The organism is Flavobacterium sp. GSB-24, from assembly GCF_027924665.1.
Taxonomy (GTDB): domain Bacteria; phylum Bacteroidota; class Bacteroidia; order Flavobacteriales; family Flavobacteriaceae; genus Flavobacterium.
On the sequence record NZ_AP027043.1, the window covers coordinates 1,093,060 to 1,110,424 of the forward strand.

14 protein-coding genes and 1 tRNA gene are annotated in these 17,365 nt (G+C 34.3%); 8 read left to right on the forward strand and 7 right to left on the reverse strand.

All coding sequences use genetic code 11. The features are described 5' to 3' along the window. Nucleotides 1-81: 81 nt before the first annotated feature. The 5 genes from QMG60_RS04990 to QMG60_RS05010 all read right to left on the reverse strand — a co-directional run bounded on the left by QMG60_RS04990 (nucleotide 82) and on the right by QMG60_RS05010 (nucleotide 6,315). Nucleotides 82-861, reverse strand: a complete 780-nt coding sequence (locus QMG60_RS04990) for an SDR family oxidoreductase (RefSeq protein ID WP_057115557.1) — start codon at nucleotides 859-861, stop codon at nucleotides 82-84. 189 nt (nucleotides 862-1,050) lie between these two features. Next, nucleotides 1,051-2,736 carry a sodium/sugar symporter gene (locus QMG60_RS04995; protein ID WP_057115558.1) on the reverse strand — a complete coding sequence of 562 codons (1,686 nt, stop codon included), beginning with the start codon at nucleotides 2,734-2,736 and terminating at the stop codon, nucleotides 1,051-1,053. A gap of 254 nt (nucleotides 2,737-2,990) precedes the next feature. Beyond that, nucleotides 2,991-4,049 (reverse strand): UDP-glucose--hexose-1-phosphate uridylyltransferase, encoded by a 1,059-nt coding sequence (locus QMG60_RS05000; RefSeq protein ID WP_281867083.1) that lies wholly within the window; start codon nucleotides 4,047-4,049, stop codon nucleotides 2,991-2,993. Between the two features lie 17 nt (nucleotides 4,050-4,066). After that, complete coding sequence (gene galK, locus QMG60_RS05005) at nucleotides 4,067-5,227, reverse strand: galactokinase (protein WP_281867084.1); 1,161 nt, start codon at nucleotides 5,225-5,227, stop codon at nucleotides 4,067-4,069. A gap of 35 nt (nucleotides 5,228-5,262) precedes the next feature. Next, the gene (locus QMG60_RS05010) at nucleotides 5,263-6,315 is read right to left on the reverse strand and encodes an aldose epimerase family protein (protein ID WP_281867085.1); all 1,053 of its coding nucleotides are present in this window, start codon (nucleotides 6,313-6,315) and stop codon (nucleotides 5,263-5,265) included. A 101-nt stretch (nucleotides 6,316-6,416) separates the two neighbouring features. On the opposite strand from QMG60_RS05010, the gene QMG60_RS05015 reads away from it, so the two are divergent. After that, nucleotides 6,417-7,415 (forward strand): GntR family transcriptional regulator, encoded by a 999-nt coding sequence (locus tag QMG60_RS05015; protein WP_134138880.1) that lies wholly within the window; start codon nucleotides 6,417-6,419, stop codon nucleotides 7,413-7,415. 11 nt (nucleotides 7,416-7,426) lie between these two features. On the opposite strand, the gene QMG60_RS05020 is transcribed toward QMG60_RS05015, so the two are convergent. Next, the gene (locus QMG60_RS05020) at nucleotides 7,427-8,116 is read right to left on the reverse strand and encodes an NUDIX domain-containing protein (RefSeq protein WP_057115563.1); all 690 of its coding nucleotides are present in this window, start codon (nucleotides 8,114-8,116) and stop codon (nucleotides 7,427-7,429) included. A 550-nt stretch (nucleotides 8,117-8,666) separates the two neighbouring features. Between QMG60_RS05020 and QMG60_RS05025 the strand changes: the two genes are divergently transcribed. From QMG60_RS05025 to QMG60_RS05055, 7 genes are all read left to right on the forward strand, one after another. After that, nucleotides 8,667-10,211: an alpha-L-arabinofuranosidase C-terminal domain-containing protein gene (locus tag QMG60_RS05025; protein WP_281867086.1), complete on the forward strand. Its 1,545-nt coding sequence runs from the start codon at nucleotides 8,667-8,669 to the stop codon at nucleotides 10,209-10,211. A 231-nt stretch (nucleotides 10,212-10,442) separates the two neighbouring features. Next, nucleotides 10,443-12,134, forward strand: coding sequence for a ribulokinase (locus tag QMG60_RS05030; RefSeq protein WP_281867087.1), 1,692 nt, complete (start codon nucleotides 10,443-10,445; stop codon nucleotides 12,132-12,134). Continuing rightward, nucleotides 12,118-12,819, forward strand: coding sequence for an L-ribulose-5-phosphate 4-epimerase (locus QMG60_RS05035; protein ID WP_281867088.1), 702 nt, complete (start codon nucleotides 12,118-12,120; stop codon nucleotides 12,817-12,819). The genes QMG60_RS05030 and QMG60_RS05035 overlap by 17 nt, the downstream gene beginning before the upstream one ends. A gap of 118 nt (nucleotides 12,820-12,937) precedes the next feature. Beyond that, complete coding sequence (araA, locus tag QMG60_RS05040; RefSeq protein ID WP_057115567.1) at nucleotides 12,938-14,446, forward strand: L-arabinose isomerase; 1,509 nt, start codon at nucleotides 12,938-12,940, stop codon at nucleotides 14,444-14,446. Between the two features lie 279 nt (nucleotides 14,447-14,725). Continuing rightward, on the forward strand, nucleotides 14,726-15,910 hold the full coding sequence (locus QMG60_RS05045) for an aldose epimerase family protein (protein ID WP_281867089.1): 1,185 nt from the start codon (nucleotides 14,726-14,728) through the stop codon (nucleotides 15,908-15,910). 220 nt (nucleotides 15,911-16,130) lie between these two features. Beyond that, nucleotides 16,131-16,589: an OsmC family protein gene (locus tag QMG60_RS05050; protein ID WP_281867090.1), complete on the forward strand. Its 459-nt coding sequence runs from the start codon at nucleotides 16,131-16,133 to the stop codon at nucleotides 16,587-16,589. A 98-nt stretch (nucleotides 16,590-16,687) separates the two neighbouring features. Then, complete coding sequence (locus QMG60_RS05055) at nucleotides 16,688-17,095, forward strand: hypothetical protein (protein WP_281867091.1); 408 nt, start codon at nucleotides 16,688-16,690, stop codon at nucleotides 17,093-17,095. Between the two features lie 187 nt (nucleotides 17,096-17,282). On the opposite strand, the gene QMG60_RS05060 is transcribed toward QMG60_RS05055, so the two are convergent. Further along, nucleotides 17,283-17,362, reverse strand: a tRNA-Leu gene (locus QMG60_RS05060). Between the last annotated feature and the right edge of the window lie 3 nt (nucleotides 17,363-17,365).

Here is a 17,365-nt window from a genome sequence, read left to right on the forward strand (position 1 = left end):
CGAATTACACCAATTTCCACGAATTAATTTCTAAATAAAAAATTCTAGTTAATTCGTGTAATTCGTGGCAAAAAAAATATTTTAAATAGATCGATCTAAATGGGTATAACCGCCATCTACATAAATAATCTGTCCAGTAGTATGACTTGATTTTTCAGACAATAAGAAAACCACCATATTAGCAATTTCTTCTGCCGTTGTCATTCTGTTTTCTAGCGGAATATTTTTAGTTATTGCGGCTAATTTTTCTTCTTTATTTTCAAAAGTATTAATCCACGTTTCGTAAAGCGGTGTGTAACATTCTGCTACAATTACAGCGTTTACACGAATGCTGTATTTTAATAATTCAACGGCCCATTCTCTGGTTAAAGCATTTCTTCCTCCGTTTGAAGCAGCGTACGCTGAGGTTCCGCCTTGTCCTGTTTCGGCAGTTTTAGAACCAATATTTACAATTGCTCCTTTTGATTCTTTCAAATATGGAAGCGCATGCTGTGCCATTAAATAATAATGCACTAAATTTTTATGAAGCGAAGCAGCGAAATCTTCATAATTTCCATTCTCTAATCCAACACCGTCATTAACGCCGGCGTTATTTACAAGTCCGTCAATTCTGCCGAATTTTGCGATTACGGCTTCAACGGCTTTTTTACAGTCTTCAGGTTTGGTAAGATCGGCAGCAACTTGATGCGCTTCTTTTCCAATGGCTTTTAATTCTTCTACGGCTTTGATGTTATCATTTTCGTTACGTCCAACGATAAACGGAATTGCATTTTCTTCGGCTAGAACTTTAACGATTCCTAAACCAATTCCTTTTGCGCCTCCAGTAACGATAATGATTTTTTGGGTTAATGATAACTGCATGATTTTTATGTATTATAATTTATTGCGATTTTTTTTGCCACGAATTACACGAATTAACTCGAATTTTTTATTTAGAAAATTAATTCGTGGCTTTTATTTCTATGTGTTAGAACTTTTTTTAAAAATTTACAGCTGTTGTTCATGACAAACAACAGCTGTAAAAATAGAGAGAATAGAACTGATAATTTATTACCAGAACTTAACATAAAGCGCCACAATAATCAATAATGTAATTACGATTAAGACTGTTGTCTGCGGTTTAACTTTAAACATTCCTGGTTCTGTTTCGAATGCTTTAGGGTTTACTTTTGGACCAGCGAAACTCATCAAGATCATCACTAACATAGTAAAGAAGAATGATAATCCCATACAAATGTGGAACGGAATTTCGAAAGCTCCTTTTCCGTTAGGATAAGCTGTGTATAAAAGTGTATCGTTTCCAAATAATGCAGGAGCGTATTCGTTGAATAAAACTGACAATGCGAATCCTAAAATTACACCCACGATTGCTGCTGCACCAGTAGTTCTTTTCCAGAACATACCAAGGAAGAACATAGCAAAAACTCCAGGGCTGATGAATCCAGTGTACTTTTGGATGTATGTAAATCCGCCGACACCACCGATTCCTAAAACGTCATTCCAAGTAAATAGAACGGCTAAAAGCATTGCAGCAAAAACGGCAATTCTACCAATGTTTACCTGTTGCTTTTCTCCAGCTTCTTTTTGAATATATTTTTTATGAATATCTAATGTATAAATTGTAGAAATACTGTTTACTTTTCCAGCCAAAGAAGCTACGATCGCAGCCGTTAAAGCCGCAACAGAAAGACCTTTTAATCCTGTTGGAAGGAAAGTTAATACAGCAGAATAAGCTCCGTCTTTTCCTCCAACTAATTGAGGTAAATGTCCGTTTGTGTATAAAACGTAAGCAGCAATACCAGGAAGCATTACGATAAGCGGCATTAATAATTTTAACATACCAGCAAATAAGATTCCTGTACGAGCTGTTTGTAAATCTGCTCCAAGTGCTCTTTGCGTGATGTATTGGTTACAGCCCCAATAGTTTAAGTTGATAATCCAGATACCAGCAAGGTAAGACATCAAACCTGGGAAAGTCAAATATTTATCAATTTCTAATTGAGAAGAAGCTGCAGTTGGTTTTGGAATAATCATTTTGAAATGCTCAGGCGCCTCAGTCATTAATACTTTGAATCCTTCGATTGCACTACTGCTTATTCCTAGCTTTTCTCCAACAGTTACTAATGCAATATAAGAAGTTACCAAACCTCCAATAATTAATACAGCAACCTGAATAACGTCTGTATAAGCCACAACTTTCATTCCTCCAAGAGAAATAAATAAAGCAAATACAGCCAAACCGATCATAATAGCATGAAGATATTCTCCACCAGCAAGACCGTTAATAGCCACTGCCCCTAAATATAAAATAGAAGTTAAGTTTACAAAAACGTACAAAAACAACCAGAAAACTGCCATAATCAAAGCAGTAGATTCGTTGTAACGTGTTTTTAAGAATTGTGGCATTGTGTAAATCTTGTTTTTAAGATATACAGGAATAAACCACACAGCTACAATAATAAGTGCAACGGCAGCAAGCCATTCGTAAGCAGCAACAGCGATTCCTAAAAAGAAACCTTCACCGCTCATTCCGATGAATTGTTCTGCAGAAATGTTAGAAGCAATTAAAGAAGCTCCAATTGCCCACCAAGTTAAATTTCCTTCAGCCAAAAAGTAAGCTTTAGCATCTTGTTCGTCTTGTTTACGTTTGCGATAAACGGTATAACCGTAGACCGAGACTACGATAAAATAGATAATAAAAACCGCATAATCTGCGAAAGCGAGGTTTTGGTTCATTGTTAGTAGTATTTTAAATAATTATTATAGGGTTAAATTTGTTTGTTTGGTTCTAAATTGTTTTTTATGTTGTGTAATCTTGTTAAAAATGCAAGATGTGTTTTATTTCTGTTATTTTTTTACGAAAATAAAAGCGGAAGCCAAATGTAAAATAAAAATTTAGAAATCAGCTACTGGTAAATGTGTTTTTTACATTTATTCAATCGAAATTGTGTTAAATTTTTAGCATTTAGCTTTATTGCACCGGCAAACCATTAGGCTTTTACCAGACTTTTATAATGCACATCTGAAAGCTTTCTTAAAATTTCAGCACTTTTTTCTGGTGTAATATCACGCTGCGATTCGCCTAACATTTCATATCCTACCATAAATTTCTTTACCGTTGCCGATCTTAACAACGGCGGATAAAAATGCATGTGAAAATGCCATTCCGCATGATCAAATCCATCTGTTGGCGATTGATGAATTCCTGAAGAATAAGGGAAAGAAGTATTAAATAAATTGTCGTACTTCGTTGTTAATTGTTTTAAAATTTTAGCAAAAGCGTTGCTTTCTTCAGCAGAAAAATCGGTGATTTTGTTGGCAGCTCTTTTGCTCACAATCATAGTTTCGTATGGCCAAATAGCCCAAAAAGGCACTAACGCTACAAAGTGATCGTTCTCAATTACAATACGCTCCCCAGTTTTCAATTCGGCCTGAACATAATCTTCCAACAATGTTCTTCTATTTTTATCGTAATATGATTTTAAACTGTTATGCGTTTTTTCAACCTGAGTTGGTAAAGAAGACTGTGCCCAGATTTGCCCATGCGGATGCGGGTTGCTGCAGCCCATTACACTTCCTTTATTTTCAAAAATCTGAACGTGGTTAATGTACTTGATGTTTCCTAAATCAGTATATTCTTTCTGCCAGGTTTTAATAATATTTTCAATATCTGCAATTTCCATTTCTGGGAGAGTCAAATCGTGTCTTGGCGAAAAGCAAACCACTCTCGAAATTCCTTGTTCTGGTTTTACTTTAAAGAAAGTATGTTTAATATCGTCTTCAAAAATAATTTCCTCTTGTTTCATCGCAGCAAAATCATTTTCAAAAACAAAACTGTTTTCGTATACTGGATTAGTTTCTCCATTGGCACGAACATTTCCCGGACATAAATAACAAGTGGGATCGTATTTTGGAAGTTCTTCCGTAGAAATAGTTTCATTTTGTCCCTGCCAAGGGCGTTTTGCACGATGAGGTGAAACCAAGACCCATTCGTTGATTAGAGGATTGAAGCGTCTGTGAGGATCTTCGTTAATGTCAAAATTTTTCATTGTAGTGTGTTGTGGTATTAAAGTAGTGTTGTTCCGTTTGAGATTTTTACATCATAGAATTTTAATTCAATTCCAAATTTATCTAAATAAAGATTTGAAAACTTATGTTTTACCTCATTTTCTTGACCTTTTTTAACTAAATTAATTGTACAACCTCCAAAACCGCCTCCCATAAGTCTAGAACCTATGATAGATTCGTCATTTTTTGCAGTATCTACAAGGAAATCTAACTCTTCGCAGCTTACCTCATATTCCTGTGATAAACCATAATGAGTTTCAAAAAGTAATTCTCCCAGATGTTCAATATTTCCCTTGTCTAAAGCTTCGCACGCTTTTATGACACGATTAATTTCTTTAACCACAAAATGAACTCGGCTGAAAACTTTTTCAGTCATTTTATCCTTAAGACTCAAAACCTGTGCTTCTGAAGCATCTCTAAAACTTTTTACTTCTGGAAAATGACTTTTTATGATTGATAAACCTTCTTCGCATTCAATTCTTCTGGTATTGTATTCTGATGTAAAAAGCGAATGTTTCACATTAGAATCTAATAAAATCAATGAATAATCTTTAAAATCGGCATTGTGATATTCGAAATCTAAAGTGTTGCAGTCCAATTTTATCACTTTATTTTCAAGACCATGAACACTTGAAAACTGATCCATAATACCGCAGTTAATACCCACCCAGTGTTCTGCTTTTTGTCCTAATAATGAAATGTCAACTTTCTCAATTTTTAAATCGAAAAGCGATTTGATTCCGAAAATCATTCCGCATTCTAAAGCCGCAGAAGAAGATAGTCCAGAGCCAACCGGAATATTACTGCTGAAAACACAATTGAAACCTTCAAAAGAAAATCCGTTATCCTGCAATTGTTTAATTACACCTCGAATGTAATTAGTCCAAACCACATCACTCAATTTTACTTCTTCAGTCAGGTTAATTTCAAATTCTTCGTTTAAATCGATTGCAATTACCTTAGAAGTTTTAGTATTGTTTTTTTCAAAAGCAAAACAAATTACTTTGTCAATTGCAGCTGGTAAAACATAACCATCATTGTAGTCAATATGTTCTCCAATAATATTAATTCTTCCTGGAGAAAGTACCGTTTTTTGAGGAGAAGATCCAAAAGATTTCTCAAAAAAAGCAACAGTGTTTTGTATTAAAATATCATTCATTATAAAGTGAGTGTAATGGTGGTTTTGGAATTTGGTTAGTTTAAATTTTCAAATTTGTAAAGCGTTTTTTGACTATACTCTTCGCCTTTTTTCAAAACAGCATTTGGGAAATGACTATGATTGGGTGCGTCTGGAAAATTTTGAGTTTCAAAACAAATACCGCTTTGCGCATTGTAATCGACATTTTCTTTTCCTTTTAATTTTCCAAAACAATTTCCTCCTACATATATATGTACACTAGGCTGATCGGTGTAGACATTCATTCTCAGTTTGTTTTTTAAGCTGATTAGCTGTGCTACGATTTCTGTTTTAGAATTCACTACAAAAGAATTGTCAATTGGAAACGGGCAGTTTTTAGTATTTCTAAAATCAAAAGCATGATTGGTTAAATCGGTATAATTTCCAGTCGGGATATTATCTGGATTGGTCTCCAACATTTTATCCGATTTGATAAACATTTGTTGCTCTAAAACATTTCCATCATGTCCGTCAAGGTTAAAATAACTATGATGTGTCAAATTGATAACGGTATCTTCTGTAGAAACAGCTTTGTATTCTAATTGCAGTTCGTTTTCTTCATTTAAAGTGTAGGTCAAATAAACGGTCATTTCACCAGGAAAAATTTCATCTAAATGCTCACTCAAAAGACCAAAAGTAATAGAAGGATTTTCGCCGGTTGAAGCATTAGTTACGCTCCAGACTTTTCTCCCAAATCCCATATTGCCTCCGTGAAGCGTATTGCCATTATTATTTCCGTCAAGCTGAAATTTTTTATCATCTATGCTAAAAGCTCCATTATGAATACGACCGGCATAACGGCCAACAGTAGTTCCAAAATAAGGAGCGCTTGGTAAATTATAAGATTCTAAGTAAGCTTCTAGATTATCAAATCCTAAAACAACATCTATCGATTTTTCATTCAAAGGAATTTGGATGGAAGTTACTGTTGCACCATAATTGATGACCTGAACTTTCATTCCGTTTTTGTTACACAATTCAAAAGAATAAATTTCTTCTTTATTGGGCATTAAACCAAACAATTTGCAATTATGAGTCTCCTTTAAATGCGATATGTGTTTTATTTCCATATTATTTTTACCAAAAATGAAATCCAAAAATAGAAACATTCTCTATCTTTGCATACCAGTACCTACCAGTTTTTAGTATTAATAGTCAAAATGACTTTATTGTGAACATCATTTCAATTCAAAATAATATTGGGCTTCCAAAATATAAGCAGATTATTCTTTCAATAGAAAAAGCGATTGAAGAGGGCAATTTAAAAAAAGGAGATCGTCTTCCATCGGTCAATAAAGTCTGTTTAGGCTTTTCTTTATCGCGCGACACAGTGCTTCTGGCGTATGACGAATTGAAAAAAAGAGGAATTATTTACGCTATTCCAGGAAAAGGTTATTATGTAAAAAGTGTTGAAATCACTATTACTCAGAAGGTTTTTCTTCTTTTTGACGAGCTTAATATTTTTAAAGAAGATATTTATAATTCGTTCCTAAAAAATATTGGTAAAAATGTTCAGGTTGATATTTTCTTTCATCATTTTAATGTTCAAGTTTTCAAAAAACTGATAAATGACAGCAACGGAAATTACACAAAATATATAATCATGCCGACGAACTTAAACGATATCGTCGATTCTATAAAAACCCTACCAGTAACCGATGTAATTATTTTGGATCAGACTAATCCAGAGTTAAAAATGTTTCCAGCTATTTATCAAAATCATCAAAAAGATATTTTTGAAGGATTACTGAAAGCCAAAAAAAGATTGGAAAAATATAAAAAACTGATTTTGATTTTTTCAGGTTTTAGAGAGCCGCCGGGAATGAAACTTGGTTTTGAATCTTTCTGTCAGGAATACAATTATGATTACGAAATTATTTCGGATTTCAGCAATCAATCTATTGCTTTAGGAGATTTATATATTATTCCTCATGACCGCGATCTGCTTTTGGTTATAGAAAATGCCATAAATCGAAAACTAAAATTAGGCGAAGATTTTGGAATTATATCTTATAATGAAACCGCTTTAAAGAAAATTGCTGCCAACGGAATTACAACCATTTCAACCAATTTTGAATTGATGGGAAAAATTCTGGCCGATATGGTTTTGAAAGGAACAAAAGAGCAGATCGAAAATAAATCTGCTCTTATAGTAAGGAATTCTTTATAGCGACGTGTCAATTATAAATTTAGAACAAAATCGTTGAGTAATTTTTCTTCGTATTTCTCTTTATTAAAGGTGTATAAATAAGAACCTTTTCGAGAAGACTGCATATCTTTTTCGTCTAATTTATTTAAGATTTCTAAAGAATTAATTTTACTGATGAAGTTTCTTTTGTCCAGTTCTTTGCTCAAAATCGCTTCATACAATTCTAAAAGCTGGCGCATGGTAAATTTCTCAGGAAGTAATTCAAAACCAATTGGCTTTACAGAAGTTTTGTAACGAAGTCTCTTAATGGCATTTTGTACCATTTCATTATGGTCAAAAATTAAGTTTGGTGCATCATTAATTGGAAACCATTCGGCGTGATAATTTTTAATTAATTCTGCGTTGTGATTTTCAATATTAATCAAAGCAAAATAAGAAACCGAAATAGTTCTTTCTACGGGGTCACGATCGATTTCGCTGTAAGCATACAACTGCTCCATATAAATATCGTTAAGACCAGTATAGGTATTTAGTATTCGGATAGCTGCTGCATCTAAAACTTCGTCACGTTTTAAAAACCCTCCAATCAAAGACCATTTTCCTTTCTCGGGTTCGAAATCTCTCTTGATTAAAAGTATTTTCAGACCCTCATGATCGAATCCGAAAATGATGCAGTCAACCGCCAGTAAAACTTTATCGGCAGAACTATAACTATTTAGCATATGTAATTAATTTGGACCGTAAATATATAAACTTCTTAAAACCTTTCATAATTTATTAATGTTGATTTTACACTTATGTTAAATAGCAGCGAATAAGAATATTTATGTGTATTCGATATTAATTGCTAAGGTAAAGCTGTTTTTTACTTATTAATCTTCTCAATTTCAAATCAAAATAACGAGTCAAAGGTAGAAACATTTTTAAAAGAGATATACACTAGGATTATTATTTCATATTCACAATTCAAAAATTGAGATTGTTGTTATAAAACAAATGGTTTTTGCTTTTTTTTGTCAATTTTTCAGATTCTTAACTTTTTATTTGTTTAAAGATATTTTGGTTCAATCCCTTTAAGAATGCTTGTTTCCAAGGCAAAATTATGAAATATGTTTTTTGCAACCAGTTGTTCTGATAATTTTATTTTTTTATGAGACTTATTTTTGTTTAAATTTACAAATGTTAAACGAACACTTATAAAACTAAAAAACCAACATCTTTAGAAATTCTGCAGCCACGCAATTTTCTGAAAACCAAAACCAACAACAGATTATGAAAAAACCACTACTAATCTTGTTTGCTATATTTTTTATTCAAACAATTACAGCTCAAAAAGAATCGGTTATTATTTCAGTTAAAAATGATGCAGCAGCACCGATTATAAATAGAAACATTTATGGTCATTTTGCTGAACATTTAGGACGCTGTATCTATGGCGGATTTTTTGTGGGAGATACTTCAAAAATTCCCAATACAAACGGAGTTCGAAATGATATTATCAAGGCATTAAAAGATTTGAAAATTCCAAATTTAAGATGGCCCGGCGGCTGTTTTGCAGATACCTACCATTGGAAAGATGGGATTGGTCCAAAAGAAAAGCGTCCGACAATTGTAAATCAATGGTGGGGAGGCGTAACAGAAGACAATAGTTTTGGAACACATGATTTTTTAAATATGTGTGAATTATTGGGAGCAGAACCGTATTTATCTGGAAATGTCGGAAGCGGCACAGTTCAGGAATTAGCAGACTGGGTTCAGTATACCAATTTTGGAGGAAAAAGTCCAATGAGTGATCTTCGAAAGAAAAACGGAAGAGCAGAACCTTGGAAAGTAAAATACTGGGGAATTGGAAATGAAGCCTGGGGTTGTGGCGGCAATATGACTGCAGATTATTATGCTAATGAATATCGCAAGTTTGCCACTTTTATATCAGATTGGAACAATACTGGAGGTATTACAAGAATTGCTTCGGGATCTAATAGTTCTGACTACAATTGGACAGAGGTTTTGATGAAAAACATTCCGCTGAATATGCTGGGCGGAGTCGGTGTTCATCATTACGCAGTAATTGACTGGGGCAAAAAAGGGGCAGATGTTGATTTTACAGAGAAAGAATATTTCCAGACCATGCAGTCTGCCTTAAAAATGGAAGAGTTAGTGACCAAACATGCTGCCATAATGGACAAATACGATCCAGAGAAAAAAGTGGCGATGATAGTCGATGAATGGGGAGGCTGGTATGAAGTTCAAAAAGGGACAAATCCAGGGTTTTTATATCAGCAGAATACAATGCGAGATGCTGTCTTGGCGGGAGCAACTTTAAATATTTTCAATAATCATGCAGATAGGGTTCGTATGGCCAACTTGGCACAATGCGTTAATGTGCTTCAAGCTGTAATCTTAACCGACAAAGCCAAGATGATTACAACGCCAACCTATCATGTAATGAAAATGTATAGCGTTCATCAAGACGCGAAATTACTTCCGATAAATTTTAAATCCCCGACATATAATTTTAATGGAGAATCAATTCCGGCTGTATCTGTATCTGTTTCAAAAGATCAAAAAGGATTAGTTCATATTTCACTGGTAAATATTGATGCTGTAAATAAGAATAAAATCGAAATTGATGTAAAAGATCTTGGCGTTAAAAATTTTACAGGGACTATAATTACAGCTTCAAAACTACAGGATTATAATTCTTTCGAAAATCCGAATAAAATTATTCCGGTTGCTTTTAAAGGTTTTGAGAATAAAAAAGGAAAGCTTGAAATCACAATTCCGCCTTTCTCAGTATTAGTTTTAGAAGGAAAATAATCTTTAATAAATGTAAAAATATCTTCTTAAAAGTGAAGGTTTTTATTTTAGAAGTGAAATAATCACAATATTATAAATGTATTGTTAACATTTATTTTTTGATTAAAGGCTAAAATGCTATTTTAATGCATTTATAGCAAAAATTAATTATGCAATTTCAATTAAGTGTTTTTTATACACTTATAAAGTATTTATCTCTATATTTGTCAATATTTTAAAAATAAAATACGAATGAAAAATTATGTAATAGGATTGGACTACGGAACAGATTCTGTTCGCGCGGTGCTAATTGACACTGAGAATGGACAGGAGCTGGCATCGAATGTTTCTCATTACAAAAGATGGAAAAACAAGCAATATTGTGATGCTTCCATCAATCAATTTCGCCAGCATCCTTTGGATCATATCGAAGGATTAGAAATTACAATTCAGAATGTTGTAAAAGAAAGCAAGGTAGATCCCAAGTTGGTTCGCGGAATTTGTATCGATACAACGGGATCTTCTCCGGTTCCAGTTACAAAAGATGGAACTCCATTAGCATTAACAAAAGGTTTTGAAGAAAACCCAAATGCGATGATGGTTTTATGGAAAGATCATACTTCTATAAATGAAGCAAACGAAATTAACGAACTGGCAGTAAGCTGGGGTGGAGAAGATGTAACCAAATACGTTGGAGGAATTTATTCATCAGAATGGTTTTGGGCAAAAATCCTTCACATTGCAAGACAAGACGAAGCAGTTCGTAATGCAGCACACACTTGGATGGAGCATTGCGATTTAATGACGTATTTGTTAATTGAAGATAAAGATTTAAAAATATTTAAAAGAAGCCGTTGCGCCGCAGGTCACAAAGCAATGTGGCACGCTGACTGGAACGGACTTCCTCCAGTTGAATTCTTAGAAAAATTACATCCGTATTTAGCACAGCTTCGCGGTAATTTATATGATGAAACCTATACATCAGATTTAGTTGCTGGAAATCTAAGCAAAGAATGGGCAGATCGTTTAGGACTTTCTACAGATACAGTTGTGGCTGTTGGAACTTTCGATGCGCATTCAGGTGCAGTTGGAGCTAAAATCGAAGAGAATACTTTGGTTCGCGTTATGGGAACTTCAACCTGCGATATTCTGGTTGGTTCTTATGATGAAGTAGGAACAAAAACGGTTCGCGGAATCTGCGGACAAGTTGATGGTTCAGTTATTCCTGGCTTTATTGGTTTAGAAGCAGGACAATCTGCTTTTGGCGATTTATTGGCTTGGTACAAAGAATTATTGATGTGGCCGACAGAACATTTATTAGGTTCTTCGTCTCTTTTAAATGATACTCAAAAAGAACAATTAAGAGAAGAATTCAGCGATAAATTAATTGTTGAATTAACGAAAGAAGCAGAGAAAATTCCAGTTTCAGAAAGTCTTCCAATTGCTTTGGATTGGATTAACGGGCGACGAACTCCAGATGCCAATCAGGAATTAAAAAGCGCGATTTCCAATCTTTCTTTAGGAACAAAAGCACCTCATATTTTTAAAGCTTTAGTAAATGCAATTTGTTTTGGAGCGAAGAAAATTGTTGATCGTTTTGAAGAAGAAGGTGTAAAAATTGACAGCGTAATTGGAATCGGAGGAGTTGCAAGAAAATCCCCTTTTATCATGCAGACTTTGGCGAATGTTTTAAACAAGCCAATTAAAATCGCAGCTTCAGATCAGACTCCAGCTTTAGGTGCCGCAATTTACGCAGCCGTTGCAGCCGGAATTTATCCGAACGTAATCGAAGCAAGCCAGAAAATCGGAAGTGATTTTGATGGAGAATATTTCCCTCAGACAGATAAAGTTGAAGCGTATCATAAACTGCTTTTAGCGTATGAACAATTAAGTTCTTTTGCAGATCCAAACATTAAAATTTCTCAAAATGAGTTCTCTTTATAAAGATTTAAAACAGGAATGTTATGAAGCCAATATGCAATTAAATGCATTGAATTTGGTGGTTTACACATTCGGAAACGTAAGCGCTGTCGACAGAGAAAATGGTGTTTTTGCCATTAAACCAAGCGGCGTTCCTTACGAAGATTTAAAACCTGAAGATATTGTAATTGTAGATTTTGATAACAATGTTATTGAAGGTACAATGCGCCCGTCATCAGACACCAAAACGCATGCATATTTGTATAAAAACTGGCCAAATATTGGTGGAGTGGCTCATACGCACGCGACTTATTCTGTGGCTTGGGCACAATCGCAGCAAGATATTCCGATTTTCGGAACAACGCACGCCGATCACTTAACGGCTGATATTCCGTGCGCACCGCCAATGGCAGATTCTTTAATTGAAGGAAACTACGAACACAATACCGGAATTCAGATTTTGGATTGTTTCAAAGAAAAAAATCTTTCTTACGAAGAAGTAGAAATGGTTTTAATTGGAAATCACGGTCCATTCGCCTGGGGAAAAAACGCAGCAAAAGCGGTTTACAACAGTAAAGTTTTAGAAGTCGTAGCCGAAATGGCGTACCTGACATTACAAATCAACCCAAACGCACCAAGATTAAAAGATTCATTAATAAAGAAACATTACAACCGCAAACACGGAAAAGATTCGTATTACGGACAGTAAATGATTTTAGATTTTTGAATTCAGATTTTAGATTTAGAAAAAAGAACATAGAATATAGAACATAGATTTTCTGCGATTTCAAACTTGAAACAAAGAAAACCTGAAACAAAATAAAAAAATGATAGACATTTCTCAAAAAGAAGTATGGTTTGTAGTAGGAAGCCAAGAATTATACGGTGAAGAAACACTTAGAAAAGTAGCAGAACATTCTCAGATTATTGCAAAAGGATTAGACGCTTCGTCTTCAATTCCGGTAAAAGTGGTTTACAAAGATGTAGTAAAATCTCCATCACAGATTTTAGATGTATGTTTAGCGGCAAATTCAGCTAAAAACTGTATCGGAATTATTGCTTGGATGCATACTTTTTCACCAGCAAAAATGTGGATTGGCGGTTTAAGTATTTTGAAAAAACCATTATGTCATTTGCATACACAATACAATGCTGAAATTCCATGGGGATCCATCGATATGGATTTCATGAACTTAAACCAATCTGCTCACGGAGATCGTGAATTTGGTTTCATCATGTCTAGAATGCGTAAAAAACGTAAAGTTGTCGTTGGTCACTGGGAAGACGAAAGAGTTCAGAAAAAATTAGGAATCTGGTCAAGAGTGGTTCTTGGATGGGACGAACTTCAAAACTTAAAAGTAGCTCGTATTGGAGACAATATGCGTGAAGTTGCCGTAACAGAAGGTGATAAAGTAGAAGCTCAAATTCGTTTCGGAGTTTCGGTAAACGGATACGATTCTTCAGATGTTACCAAACATATTGAGAAAGTAACAGAAAAAGAACTAAATGATTTATTGGCTGTTTACGAACAATCGTATACTTTAACCGATTCTTTAAAAGAAGGCGGAGCGCAAAGAAGTTCACTTGTTGAAGCTGCAAAAATCGAATTAGGATTAAGAGCTTTCCTTGAAGAAGGAGGTTTTGGAGCTTTTACAGATACATTTGAAAACCTTGGCGCTTGGAAACAATTACCAGGAATTGCTACACAAAGATTAATGGCCGATGGTTATGGTTTTGGTGGCGAAGGCGATTGGAAAACAGCTGCAATGGTAAGAGCTTTAAAAGTAATGAACATTGGTTTGGAAGGCGGAACTTCTTTCATGGAAGATTATACGTATCACTTCACGCCGCAAAAATCGTATGTTTTAGGTTCTCACATGTTGGAAATCTGTCCATCTATTGCCGACGGAAAACCTTCTTGCGAAGTGCATCCGTTAGGAATTGGCGGAAAAGAAGATCCAGCTCGTTTGGTATTTAATTCGCCAGCCGGAGATGCAATCAATGTTTCTTTGGTAGATATGGGAACTCGTTTCCGTTTAATTGTAAACGAAGTAGAAGCGATTAAGCCAATGGCTGAATTACCAAAATTACCAGTTGCAAGAGTTTTATGGGATTGTAAACCAAACCTTGATATCGCTGCAACAGCTTGGATTTTAGCAGGAGGAGCACATCATACAGTTTACAGCCAATCGTTAACAACAGAATACATGGAAGATTTTGCAGACATTGCCGGAATCGAATTGTTGGTTATTGATGAAAAAACAACGGTAAGAGACTTTAAAGATAAAATTAATGCAAACGAGGCATACTATCATTTGTTTCAACACGGATTGTAGTCTGAGATGCTAAGATACTAAGTTGCTAAGGTTCTAAGTTTTTGTTACTTTTAGCTTGCTGGGTAATAAATCACTTTGTGAAAATAGAACGCTGATGAAACGGATTTGCTAATGCAAAATCGCGGATCAAAACGGATTTTAAATATTAAAAAATCGGTGTAATTCCGCGTTTTCGTGAAACGAATCTGTCTAATCCTCGTCAAAATATAGCATTTTTTTTACGTGTGACAGATTATCTTTAACATCTAACATTTCACAATAACCACAAAATTATCAAATATGAATGTATTAAAACGTTGCGTTTTCGGTTTAAGCCTGTTAAGTCTGGCTGCAGTTTCAGTTCAATGTAAAAGCGATAAAAAAATGGATACTACAACAGTTTCTTCTGATGAAAAAGCTACAGTTACGATTGAAAAATCTTCTTATGGTACAACTGCTAAAGGAGAAAAAGTAGACAGTTATAAATTGAAAAACCAAAATGGGATGGAAGTAGACATCATCACTTTTGGCGGTAGAATTACAGATTTAAAAGTGCCTAATAAAGACGGCGTTTCTGAAAATGTAGTGATTGGATTTAATTCTTTGGCACAATATGAAAAAGAAAATCCGTTTTTTGGAGCTTTGATTGGAAGATATGGAAACCGAATTGCTAAAGGAAAATTCACTTTAGACGGAAAAGAATATTCGTTAGCAATCAATAATGCACCAAATGCTTTGCACGGTGGACCGCAAGGATATTTTAATGTTGTTTGGAAAGCCGATGAGGTGAAATCAGGGAACACAGCTTCTTTGAAATTATCATACTTAAGTAAAGATATGGAAGAAGGTTATCCTGGGAATTTAAAAGTTTTTGTAACGTATACATTAACAAATGATAATCAGTTAGATGTTCTTTACGAAGCAACGACTGATAAGAAAACTGTTATAAATTTAACGCAGCATTCTTATTTCAATTTATCTGGAGATTTTACCAAAACAATCTTAGATCACGAATTGACATTAAATGCCGATAAAATTGTTCCGGTAGATGCAACTTTAATTCCGACAGGAAAATTAGAAGATGTTGCCAATACGCCTTTCGATTTCAGAAAACCGAAATTAATTGGAAAAGACATCGAAGCTAAAAACGAACAATTAGAAAGAGGAAAAGGTTACGATCACTGCTGGGTGTTGAACAATCCTGAAAAAGGAAAAACAATAATCGCAAAAGTATATCACGCTCCAAGCGGAAGAGTTTTGGAAATGACAACAGACGAACCTGGAATTCAGTTTTACTCAGGGAATTTCCTTGACGGAACTTTACCAATGCCAAACGGAGGAACTTTTGCACACAGAACTGGATTATGTCTAGAAACAGAACATTATCCAGATTCTCCAAACCAGAAAAATTTCCCAACAACGGTTTTAAACCCGGGAGAAAATTATAAAACGAAAACAACTTTTAAGTTTTCAGTAAAAAAATAATTTTTAGAATTTGTTAATTAGTTCAATTCTCTAGAAAACCTCGAAAGTTATGCTTTCGAGGTTTTTTTATGATTGAAAGTTTCGCCACGAATTACATGGATTAGCACGAATTTTTGTCATTTCTGACAATATTGTGTCAAACTCTGCGACACTGCGACTTTGTGAGATTAAATAATTACAACTTATAAATCTTAACTTAGCAATTGAAAACAAAAGTAAAATGAAACATTTATTCAAAGCAGCGCTAAATTGGACTTCAAACAAAAATCAACAAGAACCAGTTTCAAGATCTACTAAAAACCATCAAATAAAAATTGAAGGAAAGCCCATTTTAAATGTCTCGGCAGCGAAAGCATTCAAAGGCGATCCATCATTATTTAATCCCGAAGATTTGCTTTTGAGCAGTTTGGTTTCCTGCCACATGATGTCTTATTTGTATGTATGTTCTCAAAACGGAATAGAAGTTCTCGAATATTCAGATAATGCCGAAGCAGTACTCGAAGTTAGTCCAGATGGAAGCGGGCGTTTTGTTGAGGTAAAATTAAAACCAAAAATTATTATTGCTAATTCAGACAAAATAGAGTTGGCATTAGAACTTCATAAAAAAGCAAATCAATTGTGCTTTATTGCTAATTCCTGCAATTTTCCTGTTTTGCATGAGGCGAGTTGTGAGGTTTAATAGTGGTACTATTTGTTCAAAGATAGATTATGGAAAACCATAAACTAGATAATTGTATAAAGATTACATTTGGATAATATAAATCCAATCATCAAAAAATGAAAAAAATTGTTTTCCTAATCTTTTGCATATCTAATATAGTTACTGCTCAAGTAAGTTCTTATAATAAAGGGCTTAAAAAGAACACTGTGGTAATAGATTCTTGGTTTTTAAATAAAGGAGTTGAAACATTTGCTACTAAACAAAATCCCATTGGGTATAAAGAAAGTTACGATGAATTAAAAAATGCATTATCTCATTTTAACTTAAACATTATGGAGCCTGAGGTAGATGAATCTCTAATAGATGGTACAGTGCAAAGCTTACGTGATTTCCAAAATTTAAGCAATTCATTTAAAATCGAGTGGTCAAAAATTAATATGGTATGGAGGGCTGAGAATTATCAAATTAATTGGATATGTGGTGATGAACTCAATGTAATATTGATTCAAAAGATAGGGAAATAACAGCACAAAATCGTTGCTTGTTTTTGTTTAAATAGTGGGCAAAACCATAATGTTGCAAAAAAGTATCTTGGGGAATGAGTGTTTTAGAACCACTCAAGTAAATGAATAATCACAGTTTTACTTGTACTAGCGGAACTTCAGAAGGTATAAAATCAAAAAAACCTCTTCCGTTAAGAAGAGGTTTTTGTACCCGGAGCCGGAGTCGAACCGGCACGGTTTCCCACAGGTGTTTGAGACCAGCGCGTCTACCAATTCCGCCATCCGGGCTTA